13 protein-coding genes are annotated in these 16,665 nt (G+C 59.1%); 2 read left to right on the forward strand and 11 right to left on the reverse strand.

Annotated features, from left to right (window positions below):
• The first annotated feature begins 1 nt into the window (after nucleotide 1).
• A complete protein-coding gene (locus H1Y61_RS16815; RefSeq protein ID WP_180573259.1) occupies nucleotides 2-1,411 on the forward strand; it encodes a bifunctional serine/threonine-protein kinase/universal stress protein in 1,410 nt (469 codons plus the stop codon).
• A gap of 21 nt (nucleotides 1,412-1,432) precedes the next feature.
• Here H1Y61_RS16815 and pdeM read toward each other — a convergent pair whose 3' ends face one another.
• The 4 genes from pdeM to H1Y61_RS16835 all read right to left on the reverse strand — a co-directional run bounded on the left by pdeM (nucleotide 1,433) and on the right by H1Y61_RS16835 (nucleotide 6,287).
• On the reverse strand, nucleotides 1,433-2,134 hold the full coding sequence (pdeM, locus tag H1Y61_RS16820; protein ID WP_235680905.1) for a ligase-associated DNA damage response endonuclease PdeM: 702 nt from the start codon (nucleotides 2,132-2,134) through the stop codon (nucleotides 1,433-1,435).
• Between the two features lie 58 nt (nucleotides 2,135-2,192).
• Nucleotides 2,193-4,700 (reverse strand): ligase-associated DNA damage response DEXH box helicase, encoded by a 2,508-nt coding sequence (locus tag H1Y61_RS16825; protein ID WP_409363945.1) that lies wholly within the window; start codon nucleotides 4,698-4,700, stop codon nucleotides 2,193-2,195.
• A 70-nt stretch (nucleotides 4,701-4,770) separates the two neighbouring features.
• Nucleotides 4,771-5,541 (reverse strand): transporter substrate-binding domain-containing protein, encoded by a 771-nt coding sequence (locus H1Y61_RS16830; protein WP_180573261.1) that lies wholly within the window; start codon nucleotides 5,539-5,541, stop codon nucleotides 4,771-4,773.
• A 98-nt stretch (nucleotides 5,542-5,639) separates the two neighbouring features.
• On the reverse strand, nucleotides 5,640-6,287 hold the full coding sequence (locus H1Y61_RS16835; RefSeq protein ID WP_174109948.1) for a YitT family protein: 648 nt from the start codon (nucleotides 6,285-6,287) through the stop codon (nucleotides 5,640-5,642).
• A 262-nt stretch (nucleotides 6,288-6,549) separates the two neighbouring features.
• Between H1Y61_RS16835 and H1Y61_RS16840 the strand changes: the two genes are divergently transcribed.
• A complete protein-coding gene (locus tag H1Y61_RS16840; protein ID WP_180573262.1) occupies nucleotides 6,550-8,499 on the forward strand; it encodes a diguanylate cyclase in 1,950 nt (649 codons plus the stop codon).
• 108 nt (nucleotides 8,500-8,607) lie between these two features.
• Here the strand turns inward: H1Y61_RS16840 and H1Y61_RS16845 are convergent, their stop codons facing one another.
• The 7 genes from H1Y61_RS16845 to H1Y61_RS16875 form a co-directional block, all read right to left on the reverse strand.
• Nucleotides 8,608-9,993, reverse strand: coding sequence for a histidine-type phosphatase (locus H1Y61_RS16845; protein WP_180573263.1), 1,386 nt, complete (start codon nucleotides 9,991-9,993; stop codon nucleotides 8,608-8,610).
• A 120-nt stretch (nucleotides 9,994-10,113) separates the two neighbouring features.
• Nucleotides 10,114-11,391: an ABC transporter permease gene (locus H1Y61_RS16850; RefSeq protein ID WP_180573264.1), complete on the reverse strand. Its 1,278-nt coding sequence runs from the start codon at nucleotides 11,389-11,391 to the stop codon at nucleotides 10,114-10,116.
• On the reverse strand, nucleotides 11,388-12,101 hold the full coding sequence (locus H1Y61_RS16855; RefSeq protein WP_180573265.1) for an ABC transporter ATP-binding protein: 714 nt from the start codon (nucleotides 12,099-12,101) through the stop codon (nucleotides 11,388-11,390). The genes H1Y61_RS16850 and H1Y61_RS16855 overlap by 4 nt, the downstream gene beginning before the upstream one ends.
• Nucleotides 12,102-12,107: 6 nt before the next feature.
• A complete protein-coding gene (locus tag H1Y61_RS16860; RefSeq protein ID WP_180573266.1) occupies nucleotides 12,108-12,575 on the reverse strand; it encodes a hypothetical protein in 468 nt (155 codons plus the stop codon).
• A gap of 156 nt (nucleotides 12,576-12,731) precedes the next feature.
• Nucleotides 12,732-14,486 carry an alkaline phosphatase gene (locus H1Y61_RS16865; protein WP_180573267.1) on the reverse strand — a complete coding sequence of 585 codons (1,755 nt, stop codon included), beginning with the start codon at nucleotides 14,484-14,486 and terminating at the stop codon, nucleotides 12,732-12,734.
• Nucleotides 14,487-14,735: 249 nt separating this feature from the next.
• A complete protein-coding gene (locus H1Y61_RS16870; RefSeq protein WP_235680777.1) occupies nucleotides 14,736-15,554 on the reverse strand; it encodes a TIGR02186 family protein in 819 nt (272 codons plus the stop codon).
• Nucleotides 15,551-16,474 (reverse strand): sulfite exporter TauE/SafE family protein, encoded by a 924-nt coding sequence (locus tag H1Y61_RS16875; RefSeq protein WP_180573268.1) that lies wholly within the window; start codon nucleotides 16,472-16,474, stop codon nucleotides 15,551-15,553. The genes H1Y61_RS16870 and H1Y61_RS16875 overlap by 4 nt, the downstream gene beginning before the upstream one ends.
• Nucleotides 16,475-16,665: the final 191 nt, after the last annotated feature.

Raw genomic sequence — 16,665 nt, forward strand, 5'->3', positions numbered from 1 at the left:
CATGGCCCGCAACCGCCTTGAACCCGGCAGCGTGATTGATGGTTTTACCGTGGTGGAGCAGGCGCATAAGGGCGGCATGGCGCGGCTTTATGCCGTGACCCATCCGGATTATTTCTTTCCGCTGTTGATGAAAGTACCGGAAATGGGCGGCGGCATCGATCCGGCGATGATTGTCGGCTTTGAAATGGAGCAGATGATCCTGCCGCGCATATCCGGCCCGCATGTGCCCCGCTTTGTTGCCAATGGCGATTTCACCCAACTGCCTTACATGGTGTTCGAAAGACTGCCGGGCAAATCGCTCTATCCGCTGCTCGATAGCCTGCCGCTCGCCACAGAGGAGGTGGCACGGATGGGCGAGCGGATTGCCACGGCGCTTGCCGACCTGCATCGCCAGCACGTGGTTCACCTCGACATCAAGCCCTCGAATATCCTGTTTCGTGACAGCGGCGAGGCGGTGCTGGTGGATTTCGGCCTGGCACGCCATTTGGATCTGCCGGATCTGGTGAACGAGGAATTTCGCCTGCCCTATGGCACCGCACCCTATATGGCGCCCGAGCAGATCCTGGGCATTCGCTCGGATTTTCGTTCCGACCTGTTTGCATTGGGCGTGCTGATGTATTTCTTTGCCACCGGAAAACGCCCCTTTGGCGATCCGCAGCGGCTGAAGGGATTGAAACGCCGGCTATGGCGCGATCCGGTGCCGCCACGAGCGCTGAACCCGGCGATCTCTCCCGCCTTCCAGGAAGTCATCCTGCGCTGCCTGGAGGTGAACCCGGCAAGGAGGACGCCGACCGCAGCCCAACTGGCGCTGGACCTGAAGGACCTGCCTGCCGTTGCCCTGACGGCGCGGGCTGACAAACTGAAGCAGGACGGACTGGCGGAGGTTTTGAAACGCCGCTTCAACCCCGACCCGATCGAATTGCTCAAGCCACAAACCGCCACGGCGGCCCTGGCCAATGCACCGATCATCGTCGTCGCCCTCGACCTTGGCGAAACCTCGACGGAACTGACGCAAGCCATGCTGCTGACGGTGTCGCGCATCATGGCGCGCTCACCCGGCGCGCGGCTTGCCTGCCTGAATATTTTGAAAATCGCCCGGCTCAACCTCGACAACGACCTGGACGACGAGGGCAATAACAAGCATGTCACCCGCCTTGGCAAGCTGCGGCAATGGGCTGCGCCGTTGAAGGACCAGCCGCAAATTACCTGCCATGTGCTGGAAAGCACCTCACCCGCCAATGCTATCCTGGATTATGCCCGCGACAACAGTGTTGACCATATCGTCATGGGCGCCCGTGCCAATTCACCAAAGCGCGCCCTGCTCGGCAGCGTATCGGCGGAAGTTGCCTCGAAAGCGCCTTGTACGGTCACGGTGGTGCGCGTGCGGGAGATGGCGCATCAAAGTAAGTGAATTCTTACACTAACTCCGCTTTCAGGCGAACAGGCCGCTGAAGCGCACCGAATAGATCCGCTCCCGGCCCAGAAGATGCGCGACCAGCGTCTCCCTTGCGAAAAGCCCTGTGAATGCCTTGTGCTTCAGATCCAACCCGCCCGTCGTCACCCCGAAAGCCGGCATGATCAGCCGGTCGCCATCGGCGGCAAAACAGGCGCGACGCACGGATTTCTCCCGCCGGCGCACTGTAGCTGATGGATGAAGATGGCCGGCAATCTCGCCTCTGGCGCTTTCACCGATTTGCGGTTCATGGCGAAACACCAATCCGCCATAGGAAATTTCATCGGCCACCAGGCCAGCCAAGTTTTCGACCCCATCAGGATCATGATTGCCGGTAATCCAGATCCATTCGCGGCCTCGTGACATCTGCTCAAGTGTCTGCCGGAAGGGTTCCGGCATCAAGGCCGATCCCAACCGATCATGAAACGTGTCACCCAGACTGACGACGATTGCCGGATCGAAACGGGCAATCACCGCTTGCAGTTTTTTCAATGTCGCAACGGTATCATAGGGCGGCAGAAGCTGGCCACGCCGCGCAAAGGCCGCACCCTTTTCCAGATGCAGGTCGGAGACGACGAGCAATCGCAATGCCGGCAGATACAGCGTGCCGGACAGGTCACAGATGGCCTCGACACCGCAGATCTCGATCTCGGCGGTAAGCTCCGTCCTCTCCGGGCGCATTATAGAAGCCGTCGTCAATCCCGTCATATCCGGCCTGTCATGTCCTGACCATTCCATCTTATCCCATCGCTTCGGCGATGAGATCTTCGGCCGCTTCCGCCAGCACATCTTCCTGGGCTTCGCCGACCACCGTTTCCCGACCAATCTCCAGCATAACAGGCACGGCCAGCGGCGAGACATGGTCCAGTGCCTTGTGGAGAATATGGCCGTTGATTCGCTTTAGCATATCGCCAAGCCGGGCAATGTCCAAAAGACCGTTTGCCGCATCGGCACGGGTGGCCTGCAACAGGATATGATCAGGCTCATGGGCGCGCAGTACATCATAGATCAGGTCCGCAGAGACCGTCACCTGCCTGCCGGATTTTTCCTTGCCGGGATGGCGTTTTTCAATCAACCCGGCAATCACCGCGCAGGTGCGGAAGGTGCGCTTCAGCATGTAGGAGGAGTCCAGCCATGCCTCCAGATCGTCACCCAGCATGTCTTCCTCAAACAGGTCAGCCAGCGAAAGCTTGCCCGTGGACACCATCCAGCCGAGATCCTCCAGTCCCCAGATCGCCAGGGCGTAATCTGTCGCCACAAAGCCAAGCGGCTTGGCCCGCCACCGCTCCAGTCGCCGCGTCAGCAGCATGCCCAATGTCTGGTGGGCCAGCCGCCCCTCGAATGGATAGAGCACCATGTAAAAGCGCTTGCCGCGTGGGAAGGTCTCGACCAGCAGGTCGCCACGCTTCGGCAGCACGGATTTGGCTTTCTGGATTTCCAGCCAGTCACGCACCTGATCCGGCAGGCTGGCGCGGCGGGCGGGATCGTCCAGCATGGCCCGCACCTGATCGGCAAGATAGGTGGAGAGCGGAAATTTTCCGCCCGCATAAGCGGGAATTTTCGGGTCCTGCGAAAAGGCATTGGACACCAGGCATTCGCTTTCACGCAGGCCTTCGAACCGCAAGACCTTGCCGGAAAACAGGAATGTATCGCTCGACGTCAGTTGCTCGACGAAATACTCCTCCACCTTGCCAAGGGTCATGCCGCCTCGCCCGATGGAGCCGAGATGATTGCGCTTGACGAGCCGGACATTCAGCATCGGCTCCTCGACAATGGTGCCGAGATTGAGCCGGTATTGCTGCGCCACCGCCGGATTGGAAATCCGCCAGCGTCCTTCTGCCGTTTTGCGGATGCGGGCATAACGGTCATAGGTCTTCAGCGCATAACCGCCGGTGGCGACAAAATCGACAATCCGCCCGAACGTGTCTCGCGACAGTGAAGCGTAAGGCATGGCTGACGTTACTTCATTGTAAAGTGCCTCCGTGTCGAAGGGTGCGGCACAGGCCATGCCCAACACATGCTGGGCCAGCACATCCAGAGGGCCTTCACCCACCGACTGGGTGTCCTGCGCACCGAGATAGTTGGCATCCAGTGCCGCCTGGCATTCCATCACCTCGAAGCGATTGGCGGGAACCAGAATGGCGCGGCTCGGCTCATCCATGCGGTGATTGGCCCGGCCAATCCGCTGCGCCAACCGGCTGGCGCCCTTGGGCGCGCCGACATGGATAACGAGATCGACCTCGCCCCAGTCGATGCCGAGATCCAGCGTCGAGGTGGCGACCACGGCGCGCAGCCGGTTAGCGGCCATCGCCTCTTCCACCTTGCGGCGCTGGCCGACATCCAGTGAGCCGTGATGCAGGGCAATCGGCAGGCTGTCATCATTCACCGTCCACAATTCCTGAAACAGCATTTCCGCCTGTGAGCGGGTGTTGACGAAAATGATCGTCATCGCAAACTGTTTCAGCACCGCATAGATATCAGGAATGGCATAGCGGGCCGAATGGCCGGACCACGGAATGCGCTCCTGCGTCTTCAAAATGGTAATATTGGGCCTTGCCCCGCCCGCTACCGTCACCAGCCCAGCCAAGGCCGGTTCCCCCGGTCTTTGCGCCACCAGCCACCGTTGCAGCTCCGGTGGATCGGCGACGGTGGCGGACAGTCCGATGGTTTGAAGTCCGGGTGCCAAAATCCGCAGCCGGGCCAGTCCCAGCGCCAGAAGATGGCCGCGCTTGGAGGTGACGAGCGAATGCAACTCGTCGAAGATCACATAGCGCAGATCCCTGAAGAACCGAGGCGCTTCGCCATTGGCGATCAGCAAAGCCAGCTGTTCCGGCGTGGTCAGCAGAATATCCGGCGGATTGAGCTTCTGGCGCGCCCGCTTGGCCTGCGGCGTATCGCCGGTGCGGGTCTCGATGCTGACAGACAGGCCGATTTCCTCGACCGGCTTGACCAGATTACGCTCAATATCGACCGCCAGCGCCTTCAACGGCGAGATGTAAAGCGTATGAATGCCGGTAAAAGCCTCGCCCGGCCGCTTTCGCCCGCGCCGGGTCAAATCGACCAGCGAGGGCAGAAACCCGGCAAGGGTCTTGCCAGCCCCGGTCGGGGCAATCAGAAGTGTGCTTTCCCCCTGCCCGGCCCGCGCCAGCAGCTCCAACTGATGCGCACGCGGCTGCCATCCCTTCTGCGCAAACCAGCGCTCGAAGGGGGGAGGCAATAGGGAAAGCGTGGATTCCGGCTCAGACACAGAGATAAGATAGGTGAAACCGGGCTAAAAAGAAGCCGCTCCTGACCATTTTACGGTTACAGCAGGAGCTTCACTGCATCGCAGCGTCCAGCTTGGCCTTCCAGTCGCCGCTTTCAAGCGCCTTGGCCATGAAGCTGTCCACCGCAGCCTTGAAGGTTGGGTCCTTGCGCAGCAGATAGGCGTTTTCAAAATGGGTGAAGGGTTCCTTGACGGCAGAAGGGCAAAGCTCGCCGGGATGCAGCTTGGATTGCAGGTCCACTTCCACGCCGTCGGTCACCATCACATCCGCCTTGTTGGCGGCGATCTGATCGAAAATCACCTTATTATCGGGAAAAACTTCGATAGGCGCCTTAGTGAAATGCTCATGGGCAAATTTGTCGTTGGTGCCGCCGGGATTGACGATAACGCGCACCGAGGGCTGATCGATCGCCTCCAGCGTCACCAGCCGGTCCTTGTCCTCGCAACGGACGATCGGCCGTTTGCCATCCTTGACATTCGAAAGCGAAAAATCGCCCACCTCGGCGCGGGCCGGATTAACGGTAATGCCGCCCAGAACCATGTCGAACTTTCCGGCCTTGAAATCCTCCAGCATGGTTTTCCAGGTGGTCATCACAAATTCCGGCTTGACGCCGAGATCGGTGGCCAATGCCTTGCCCATGGAAATATCGGCGCCGACCAATTCGCCATCGCCACCCTTGTAGCTGAAGGGTTTATAGTCCCCTGTCGTGCCGATGCGGATCACGCCCGCCTGCTTGATCATCGCCAGCGTGCCATCCTCGGCCTGGGCAAGAGAGGTCGTCAACAGCAGGGCGGCGACCAGAGCGGTTCGGAAAAACGTCATTATCTGTCTCTTTCTTGAGCATCAATCAGGGCGAGGGCCGAATTCGGCCCTTTGGCATCTGGCAGCAAGTTTCATTCCAAATCACAAGACGCTCCAGCCTACATAGCGATATAGCGATCCTTGCGGTGATTGATCGCCAGCGTCAGGTTGACAACAACAGCGCCGATGATCGAGCAGGCAATGATGCCGGGCGTCGCCACGAAGAACGAGCCGATCAGCACCATGCCATCAAAGCAAAGCTGCACAAGCCCGGCCCGCCAGCCGTAGCGATCCTGAAGATACAGCGCCAGGATACCGAAGCCGCCAAGGCTTGCCTGGTGGCGAAACAGCACCAGCATGCCAGTTCCAACCAGCAGCCCGCCGAAGATGGCCGCGACCAGCGGGTCCAGCAGGGAAAAGCCGATGAATTTCGGCAGGAGGGCGCTCAGCACCGAGGTCAGCAACACCGCGATGAAGGTTTTTGCCGTGAAGGCCAGCCCCATCCGCCGGAAAGCAAAATAGTAGAAGGGCAGGTTGATGGCAAAGAAGATCGGGCCAAACCCCACAGCCGACACATAATGCAGCAGAAAGGCGACACCTGCGGTTCCTCCCGAGAGCAATTTGGCATTGGACAACAAAACGACGCCCAGCGCCGCCAACATGGCTCCCGCCAGCAGGCCCTGCACATCGTCCAGCAGGGAATGCTGTTCAGGACTGGAGGCGATGGGCTTGCGGGACTTGCCTGCCTGTTTGTCTGCTGCCGCCATGAATCTGTCCTGCCTTTGCCACCACCTGGGGATGTTTATCCGTAGACCTGCGGGCCGGGGTCCTCAAGCGCCGAGGCGCAACATCGCCAAGGTTATCCCCGGTCGCCGGAGACCGCGCCCCAGATAGATGCAGCAATATACATATCTTCGAAATTACAAATTAACGATCATCTTCTACTCTCTGGCCCATGAAACAGGCTCGGCGAGATTTCTTGCTTTTCCTGCAATGCATTGACGGGCCATGGAGGAGACGCCGGAACAGATGAACACGACCATGACGCTTATTCTGGTCAATAGTGCCCTTGTCACGCTGTTTTCCATCGTTTCGAGCAGGCTGGCCGGATGGCTGGAACAGCAGAGCCCTGCCTATAGGCCAATCGGGCTTGGTATTGCTGGCGGCGTCACGGCCATCGTCGCCATGCAATTTCCGATAACGATCGTACCGGGTCTTTTCATGGATCTTCGCAGTAGTGCCATTGCGGTCTGCGCACTGATGGGCGGCCCGGTTTGTGCCATTTTTGCAGCAGGCATTGCTATAACCTGGCGTGTTCTGGAAGGTGGGATCGGCGCGGGAGCCGGAGCTCTGGCTATTTTACTGGCTGCAGGCGCGGGTGTTTGGGCAGGCTGGCGCGATGAACAGGCAATCTTGAGCCTAAGGCGCATCGCGGCCATGGGCCTTGGTCTCATCATTCTGCCACAGGTAACGCTCTTGGTCATTCCGTCTGAAACATGGCCAGCGGTGTTTGCCGTCTTGCCACTGCTTTTGCCAATGCAATCCCTGGCTGCTCTGCTTGCAGCGGCTGTGATCAGAAGCGAGACATTGCAACGCGCTCGATTACAGGAGGCAAAACTTTACCTGACCGTTATCGAGAGCATGCCGGAAACCCTGACGGCCAAGGATCGAGATGGCCGCTTCATCCTGACCAATTGCGCCTCGGCCACGGCCCTTGGTCTCAACGACCCCGCGCAGATGATTGGCAAAACCGATGCGGATTTTCATTCCCCCGAGCTTGCAGCCCGCTACCGTGCTGACGAAGAGGCTGTCTTTGCCTCGGGCAAGCCTGTCCATATCGAGCAGAGCTATGAAACGCCTGCCGGCGCCAAGGGCTGGTATTCGACCCTGAAATATCCGATCCACGACCAGAGGACCGGAGAGATCATCGCTCTTGCCACCCATAGCCGCGACATCAGCAAGCAGAAGGAACTGGAGCAGCAATTGGCTGAGAGCCGCCAGCAATTGGCCGATGCCCTGGCCAATATGGCCGATGGGCTTGTGATGTTCGATCGACAGGGAAAGCTGGTCTATTGCAATGAACGCTATCGCTCCATGTTTTCCAAAACCGCCGATATCAGGGTGCCTGGCGCTGATCTTCACGACATCATCGCCGCTTCGCGCGCACGTGGCGAAGAGATGACACCTCGCGACAGCGACCCCATCCTGCCAGAACAAGTCTTCGACAGTCTGCCTGTTTTACCGCTGGTGCCGGGCAAGCGCGAAATTACCCTTTGGGACGGACGAAGCCTCGAAGCTCAGACAAGAAGTGTCGGCGGAGGCGGTTCGCTGATCGTCTTTACGGATATTACCAGGGCAAAACAGGCGGAGGGCTTGCTGCGTCACACCAATCGCGCCCTGGAAAAAGCGGCCTTTACCGATGGGCTTACCGGCCTTTACAACCGGCGCGCCTTTGATGTGCAACTCCGGCAAGAATTTGCACGGTCCCACCGCACCGGATCGGGCGTCAGCCTTTTGATGATCGATATCGACCATTTCAAACTGTTTAACGATCGCTACGGACACCAGGCGGGGGACCAATGCCTACGCCAGATCGCCGCGACTTTGCGTTCGGTCGCGAAACGCAGCACCGATATCGCTGCCCGCTATGGCGGCGAGGAAATGGCGCTCATTCTCTCCGATACCGATCTTGCCGGAGGCTCGACTGTGGCGGAATACTATTGCCAGGCAGTTCGCGACCTGCACATTCCCCATGGCGATAGCGAAAAGGGTATCGTTACCGTCAGCATCGGCGTGGCGGCTGTTCCGTCCGACGATATCCACTCCAGCGACGATCTGGTGGCGAGCGCCGACGCTGCACTTTACCAGGCAAAACACAGCGGCCGCGACCAGTATTTCACCGCCAGCCATGGTCCCGCCCTGGACACGGTCCAGCAAAACCGCAAACTGGCTTCGGCAATCGGCAATGCCTTAAAGTAATCGACAATGCATCTCCGCACCCCGGTGAAAAGCCGAGGCGCCATTCTGCATAGCGTTTCGAATGAACGTCATGGCGGATGTCAGGTTCAGTTTGAACCTGACCGACTCTCAATGCCCACTGGCCAGATAGATTTGCGGCGCCACTGCCGTCATGTCCAGCTTGGGGCGGGCGATGGCGAGGAAGCGGTCCAGCGGACAGGCGCCGTCAACCTGTTCCGTTTCGCAGCCTGGCAGCGCAATGGCGGCCTGGAGTGGTGGGTTTTTGTCATCCAGAACCGATGCATTGCGGATCTGGTCCAGCGACGGCGCGATGAACTGCATCCGCACGAACACCTTGCCCGTGGCATCGTGCAGGCGCTCGAAAGTCATTGTGCCGGTGGGAGGGGTTTCATCATCGAGATAAGGCGGGATATGCCAATGCAGGCCAAGCATGGCACCGATTTCCGCCTGCTGCGTGTCGGAACCGGTAAACAGCAGATATTTCGCATTTGGCGGGCCATCGCTGGGCGCACTGTTGTTGGCCAGACCTGTCGCCGGATCGGCGGCAACCGCCAGCAACAGCTGATTGAGAAGATTGGAAACATCGCGGGCGGCAAGATAAGGAACACGATTGCCCAGATCATATTTGATCTGGCGCAGCTGCGACAGGCGGATAATGTCCGCTTCTGTCGGCACCTTGCCAAATCCGACCTGATCGGCAGGAAAACCATTGGCATATTGCAGCAGGAAAACCTGAACGACGGTGCCCGCATCCTTCAACGGGCCGACCACTTCGACGCTGGCAGGCTTTTCCCCCTTGGCCTGCTTGACCTTGATCGACCAGGGGCGCTGCGACAACGTACAGGCAGCAGACGCCTCGGCCTTTTCGCAAAGCGAGGCCGCGCAGCAGTCGAGAATACCGTCGAGTTCCTGCATCAGGCTGGCAGCGCGTGCCCGGGGCTTTTCAAGATCGCCACCCGCTGCCTCCAAAATTGCAGCCTTGGCCTTGTCGGGATCGACAGCGCCAAGCTTGGTATCGGAAGGGGCATAGAGCACATCGACGCCATCCGTGGCCTCGGTATTGTTGAAGCCAACCGTCAGACCACAGCCGGGAAACAGGGTGGAAAGCATGACATTGCCGGTATCGATGGTGCGCTTCACCGAGCCATTCGCCCAGCCGAACACCGCGCCGGTCGCAGGGCAGCCGTCCTTCGGCAGAAGCTCCCGGCCCCTCAGCATAGCGCCCTCCCACCGTGCCAATTGTGCCGTTGCTTCAGCGCCGTGCGGCGTCAATTGACCATCGGCGGTATCCCATTGCAACCACGGCTTGGACGATAGCGGGGCGATTTCCTTGGCGCTGGTTTGCGGGCGCACGCCATGGCGCATCAACGCCACATACTTATCCAGCACCATGCCGCTATCGGCAAAGGCCAGTGGGGTAAAACCCGGCGCGGGAAAGGCCACCATAGCCAAGCCAAGCGCTGAGAAAACCAATGTTCGAACCGATATGCCCATCGCCATGCTCCCGAAGCACCAGTCTTGAACCGAAAATGGAACAAGAACTGTGGCGGCTCACTTACCTTTGGCGGGTGACCGTTCTATGACAGAACATAAAGCAGGCCATGCCGTGCTCCGTCAGGAGCGCAGCGCCGCCACCGGTGACTGGCGATAGGCAAGCCAGGCTGGCAGTGCCGAAAGCAGTCCCGCAAAGACCAGCATGACACACATCTGCCAGCCATCCTGGCTTGCGAATTCCACCGGCAGGTCGAAGCCATTGCTGGTCTTCACGGTTTGCGAAATGACCTTTGCCGCTGCATATCCCATAGCCACACCAAGCCCGATGCCACCCAGAAACAGGCTGAAAAGCTCGCACCAGACGATCAGGAAGACCGAAAACCTGGGAGCACCAAAGGCTCTGAGCGCACCAATCTGCTTGCGGCGCTGGCCGATATGAACGACCGTCACCAGCAACAGCGCGCCCGCCACCAGCGCCTGCGCGCCGATTGCCACGAAGGACAGCACCAGTTTCGCGTCCCCCAGCGTCGCGTAAAGCCTGGTCAGAACCTCGCCGGGGAAAACGCCGAGTGTCCGGTCGTTGCGATAGTCCTGCCGCAGCTTATAGGCGGCGGCAATGGTTTTCGGCTTGACCAGAATGGCCGGTATGCCGGGATCAGCAGCTGAAAACTGCTCTAAGAGGGCCGCGTCAGGATCGATATGGCCATGATGATCGTGCTCGTCATGATCCTCGTCGTGACCGGCCTCGCCCTTGTCCGCGGCTGCCTCCTCCGCATCATGATCCTCATGCTCTTCACCGAGACCGTGAATATGCCAGACGGCCTGAACCGGAACGAGGATTGCACGATCCCAGGCCGTGCCGGTGGCTTTCAGCCTGCCAACGACACGATAAGCCAATTCGCCATGGGTATGACCGCCTTCGGCAGCCGTGCCATGCATCGGCTTGACCGTATCGCCGGTCTTCAGTTTCACATCGGCCCCCACCACCGCCTCGCCTTCGCGCTGAAACAGCTGCCCCTCGGCAAAGCCCGGCGTGGTCGCAGTGATCAGCCGTGTCGTTGTACCAACAATTGGATAGCCGGAAAAACTATCGCCAAACGCCACAGGTGCTGCCCATTCCACGCGGGGATCGGTCTGCAATGTCGCCAGAACCGCACCGGGCACCAGGGGCAAGGGCGAAGGCTGCAAAAACACCGAGGACAGGACCAGCTGGGTTTCCGACCCCGCAGCACCGATCACCAGATCGAATTTATCGGCAGCCCGGGCACTGCCCAGCCGCAAGGCTCTTTCCTGCAAGGTCACCGTCACACCAAGCGCGGTCGAGAGCGCCACCAACAGACAGACCACCAGCGCACCGGCCCAGAGACGGCGCAGATCGGCAAGGATGAAACGGATCATGCGTCACCTTCCCGAGGACCGGCCCGATGACCAACAACGTCACCTGTATCCTGGACGATTTCACCGTTTTTCAACTCAATCCTGCGTGGCAGGCGCTCCACCAGGCGGGCATCGTGGGAAACGACGATCAAGGTGCTGCCCTCACTTTTCGCCAGATCCAGAAGAAGATCGGCAACCGCAGCCCCCGCCTCGGCATCGAGGCTTGCGGTCGGCTCGTCGGCAATGATCACACCGGGTTTTCTCAACAGCGCCCGGGCCACCGCCACCCGCTGCATTTCGCCACGCGACATGGTTTCAATAGCCTGATCAGGTCGCCCAAGGCCGAAACGTTGCATCAAGTCGTGGGCGCGCTCGACGCAGGCAGGCGACGCCACTCGCGCCAGCCGGGCTGGCAGCAGGATATTGTCGATAGCAGACAGGCCGGAAAACAAATGAAATTCCTGCATCACCAAGCCGATATGCGCCGCACGGAACCGGTCGCGCGCGCCTTCCGACAGGCCCGACAGATCAGTGCTGTTCCAGCGGGCTTGGCCTTGGCGCAGGCGCTCCAACCCCGTCATCACATTAACAAGCGTGCTTTTGCCCGAACCGGAACCGCCGATGATCGCCAGTTGAGCGCCAGCGGCAACCTCAAGCCGACCAATGTTTAAAACCGGCTTCGGCAAACCAATATAGCGGACCGCGACATCCTCGAGAGCAAGTGACATCATAGCCGGTCACACCGTGCCATAGGTGGCGTTTCTCAGCCGCAACAGACTGACGAAACCCGTTTCAGGGTCGGTCCAGGACCCCATTTCCAGGGTTCCCACCACTTCGATGCGGGTTCCCGGCTGCACGAATGTCTGCTTTCTATTCAGGTAGACCACGACGATATTGTCCGGCCAGTCCGCGTCGGATGAGCAGAACGGGCAAAGCGCCATCGGAATTTCCGTCAGCACGAAAAACGCCGCCTCCGCCTTCAGCGGCGGCGCCATGAAACCGCGCATCGCCACCGGTTTTCCGGCAGCCCGTTTGACCATGTCGGAAAATTCCAGCCCGAGCACGCCAACCTTGCCATAGAGCTGGTCGAAATCGATCAGCTGCGGTGCTGCTTTTGCCGGTTTTGAGAACAGAGCAAGGGCGGCACACCCGAAAAGGGCCAAACTGTCTCGCCGCCGAAAAGCAATCCTGCTGAGATCTTTCATCGTAACGCCTCGGCACTGAACACGGCATCGCACCACGCCATGCACCCTCAAAAAATAGAGCATTTCCAGGAAATGCGTAAAAACAAATGGTGGAAGTCTCAATAGAATAGGCTCCGGATGCGATATCCGCACCAGGAGCCGAGTATCATAGCAGGCTTAGTTGGCCTTTGGCGCACCAAGGGCAAAAGCGTCGGCCAAGACCTTGTAGACGTCACTTTCTTCCAGATAGCCCTTGAAGCCTTCCGAACCGGCACCCGTGGCCTGAAGCACGACATCGTCAACAGCGTGAACGGCGGTGTCGGCGGAGCGTGGCAGATTGCCTTCGCGGAAAACCGCACCCGGCACCGACTTATAGGCCTCGTTGGCGACGTATTGCTTCTTCTCATTCTGAATTGCCGGCTCGAACGGACCGTCCATCTTGGGGCGGAAGGTCTCGTAATAGTCCGGGAAGTTGGACGAGAACACCGCCAGGCGACGCGATACATCGACCTTGTCCGGGAAGCCGTCGCCGTCTTTGTCTTCATAGTTCGGGAAGCCGGCATCGGCATAGACGCCAACCTTTTCGCGCATCTCGGTACCGGGCTTGTCGTCGTCAATGGTTCCGATGATGGAAACGCCATGGGTGTGGTCGCCGGTGACGACGATCAGCGTATCGGGATGAGTCTTCAGGAATTCGAGGCCAAGCCCAATCGCCTGATCGAATTCGATGGTTTCATACATCGCCCGATCCCAATCCATTGGATGGGACATTTTATCGATGGAAGCGCCTTCGACCATCAGGAAGAAGCCGTCCTGGTTCTTGGACAGCTGATCAAGGGCAACCTTGGTCATATCGACCAGGCCCGGCTGATCGGGGAATTTGTCGACGGTCCCCTTCTTCAGGAACTTGCGATCCAGAAGCGTATCCATGTTGCCGGTATGAAACAAACCGAGCAGCTTGCCGCTATTGGTGCCAGCAGCGGCGTCCAGTTCGGTCTTTGAGGTCGCCAGCGTATAGCCGGCATTCTTGAACTCGGCGATATAGTCCTTGTCGTCCTTACGCTTCGAGCCAGGAATGGACTTGGACAGGAAATAGGCCGAACCGCCACCCAGGATGACATCCGGCTTGACGTTGAACATCATGCCGACAATTTCGGCCTTGTCGGCTCGGGCGCGAGTGTGGGAGACCACGGCTGCGGGCGTTGCGTCTTCGATTTCAGCCGGAGAGACGATGCCAATCGACTTTTTGGTAGTGCGGCGTAGCGCCTCGGCAATGGTTTCGACCTTCGGGTCGTCCAACGTGTTGGGGGTGCGGTCGGCATAAACGCCAAGCGCGTTCACGGCGGTCTTGTGGCCGGTCATATAGGCCGACATGGTGTTGGCGCTATCGGTGGCGATGGCATTGGTCGAGGACGTGCCGATAAAGGCCATCCGGTCGAGCGTATCCATGTTGAGGTGGCCGTTGGCCTTGCCTTCGGTCATGCCCTTGGACATGATACGGGCGCCGGTGCGGTGGGCAACTGACAGACCGTCGCCAAGGAAGAAAATGATATTCTTGGCAACAGGCTTTTGCTGGGTCGCATAGACATCCCAGGTGACGGATTTCTTTTCGTCGCCAGCCGAAACCTCGACCTTGTAGGAGCCCGCCGGAAGCTTGACATCGCGTAGGATCAGGGCCGAACCCAGAACCTTGTCTTCTTTGCCTTTTTCTTCGGCGGTGAACTGTGCCTGGCTGCCGAACACAGCCTTGTAGTCCTGGCCGTTAACGGTGATTTTTACGTCTTCCGGCTTGACGACAGATTTCAGCTCGACCTTGAAATCAAAGGGAGAACCGGTGAGGATCGTGGCGCGATCAAGCGGATAGACCGTGGCGGCTTGAGCGCCACCTGCCAGAACCGTCGTGGTAAAAAGAGCTGCGAGAATGGTGCGCATAATGTTTCCCCCAATATGTGCCAGATGATTGCAGGGCGGTCTTAGGGCGCACAGATGACAGGCAGATGACAACGCTCGATTGCGTGTCGATTGTCTAAATGCCTCTTACAGTCTGTTCAAGAATTGCTGTTGGCGTGGTGAAAATGGTGATTTCGAGAACCGGAGCGGAGCGTACTTAACGTACGTGAGTCGAGGCAAGCGCAGAAATTGCCTTTTGCAGCCCGCCAACAGCAATTCTTGGATAGACTGTTAATCCTTGCGGAAGACGAGGCTGGCCGTCCACCCGGTGATGACAGCCACCAGCACGGCGAAGATGCCATAGGACAGGGGCTGGTTATGGGCAGCATCGGTGATTGCCTGTTCGACACCGGTCTTCACAACCCGCAGGCGCAGATCCTTCTGGGCCAGAAAGACGCCGCTCTTGAATAGGTATGCATGCACGACATGCACGCCATCGGGAATACTGGCGGGCAGCCGCAGGCTGGCGCGAAACAGGTTGGTGCTGACGAAGCGAATACCGGCATCGCCCTCCTGATAAAGCCCGCTTGTCTGTTGCAGGCGGCGATAGGCAGTCCGGAACTCACCCATATTGATATCGCCGATAAAATGGCCGGTCGGGGTCAGCGGCAGATAATCGACGCCAAGCCCCAGATCGTTCAGAACCTCGCGCGGGGCAATCGCCTGCACCGGCCTGGTGCTGGCAACCGAATAGGAGGTCGGCACCCGCTCGAAGGTCAGGGATTGACGATTGACCCAGATGCCCAGGAACCGCTCCTTGCGCCGCACGGTCGCCGCTTCGCGTGGACCTTCCAGCGTTACCACGACATCATATTGGCCAATGGCCAGCAGCAATTGATCGACATTGTTCAACGCACCAAACACGGTGAGATCCGCCCCGCGAAAATCCGAGGTAATGGCGATTTCATTGGTGGAGGTGCCGATTTCCAGCGTTTCCTTGCCGGTACTATCAGGGGTCAGAAAGGGGATCTGGGCGCTCGCGGTGCCTGCAAACAGGTTTGCGCCAGAGAGTGCGATCAGCCCCAGAAGGAGAAACCGGCCCAGGATCATCGGCCCGTGCTCCCCACCACGATGGAATAGGCATCATCAGGGGTCATCACCAGTTCGATGGCAAGACGCAGGCCAACCGCCATCACCAGCAGGCCCAGCAGGGCGCGCAATTGTTCGCCGCGCAGCTTCTGTCCGACCCGTACCCCGTATTGTGCGCCGATCACACCAGCGATCATCAGCATGAAGGCCAGAACGATATCGACCGAATAATTGGCCTTGGCCTGGGCAATGGTGGTGAAGGCGCTGACGAAGATGATCTGGAACAGCGAGGTGCCAACCACGACATTGGTGGGGATGCGCAACAGATAGATCATCGCCGGCACCAGAATGAAGCCGCCGCCGATACCCATCGGCGTCAGCACGCCGACGAGGAAACCCAGCACCAGAATGGGGATGGCGCTGAGATAGATCTTCGATTTCTTGAAGCGCATCTTAAACGGCAGCCGATGCACCCAATTGTGATGACCGGGGCGGCGCACGGGCGCTGGCTGCTTGCGGGCCGCACGGCGCAGAGCGCCGATGCTTTCCCACAGCATCAGCGTGCCGATGGAGCCCAGCAGCACGACATAGAGGATGGAAATGAACAGGTCGATCTGGCCGAGCTTGCGCAGGGCGACAAAGATCCACATGCCGAGCGACGCGCCGAACAACCCGCCAACCAGCAGTACGCAGCCGAGCTTCAAATCCAGTGAGCCACGCCGAAAATGGCTCATGGCGCCGGAAACCGAAGAGGCCACCACCTGATTGGCACCGGTGGCAACGGCAACGACGGGCGGAATATTATAGAAGATCAGCAGGGGGGTAATCAGGAACCCGCCACCGACACCAAACATGCCCGAGAGAAAGCCAACAGCCGCGCCCATGCCGAGGATGATGAAAATATTCACCGACAGTTCCGCAATCGGCAGGTAAAGTGTCACGGCTGTCCTCGAAATGCGCCCGAAATGCCAAATTCCGCCGTCATGGCCGGAATGCCCATGACGATGCCCGTCAATCCTTACGATATCATTCCTTAAATCCCAGTAGATTTTGGGGGCAGTTGCCCAAAAAACCTCAAGCGTCACGCATTCTAAAATCGTGACGCTCGCCTGGCATCCGGCAATATTGATCA

Origin of the sequence: Agrobacterium vitis (assembly GCF_013426735.1) — a bacterium.
In the GTDB taxonomy this organism is placed as follows: Bacteria; Pseudomonadota; Alphaproteobacteria; order Rhizobiales; family Rhizobiaceae; genus Allorhizobium; species Allorhizobium vitis_D.

Excerpts from the sequence above, each read along its gene's own strand:
- H1Y61_RS16815 (WP_180573259.1), top strand. The coding sequence starts at position 2 with ATGGCCCGCAACCGCCTTGAACCCGGCAGCGTGATTGATGGTTTTACC.
- pdeM (WP_235680905.1), bottom strand. The coding sequence starts at position 2,134 with ATGCGCCCGGAGAGGACGGAGCTTACCGCCGAGATCGAGATCTGCGGT.
- H1Y61_RS16830 (WP_180573261.1), bottom strand. The coding sequence starts at position 5,541 with ATGACGTTTTTCCGAACCGCTCTGGTCGCCGCCCTGCTGTTGACGACC.
- H1Y61_RS16835 (WP_174109948.1), bottom strand. The coding sequence starts at position 6,287 with ATGGCGGCAGCAGACAAACAGGCAGGCAAGTCCCGCAAGCCCATCGCC.
- H1Y61_RS16840 (WP_180573262.1), top strand. The coding sequence starts at position 6,550 with ATGAACACGACCATGACGCTTATTCTGGTCAATAGTGCCCTTGTCACG.
- H1Y61_RS16845 (WP_180573263.1), bottom strand. The coding sequence starts at position 9,993 with ATGGGCATATCGGTTCGAACATTGGTTTTCTCAGCGCTTGGCTTGGCT.
- H1Y61_RS16850 (WP_180573264.1), bottom strand. The coding sequence starts at position 11,391 with ATGATCCGTTTCATCCTTGCCGATCTGCGCCGTCTCTGGGCCGGTGCG.
- H1Y61_RS16855 (WP_180573265.1), bottom strand. The coding sequence starts at position 12,101 with ATGATGTCACTTGCTCTCGAGGATGTCGCGGTCCGCTATATTGGTTTG.
- H1Y61_RS16860 (WP_180573266.1), bottom strand. The coding sequence starts at position 12,575 with ATGAAAGATCTCAGCAGGATTGCTTTTCGGCGGCGAGACAGTTTGGCC.
- H1Y61_RS16865 (WP_180573267.1), bottom strand. The coding sequence starts at position 14,486 with ATGCGCACCATTCTCGCAGCTCTTTTTACCACGACGGTTCTGGCAGGT.
- H1Y61_RS16870 (WP_235680777.1), bottom strand. The coding sequence starts at position 15,554 with ATGATCCTGGGCCGGTTTCTCCTTCTGGGGCTGATCGCACTCTCTGGC.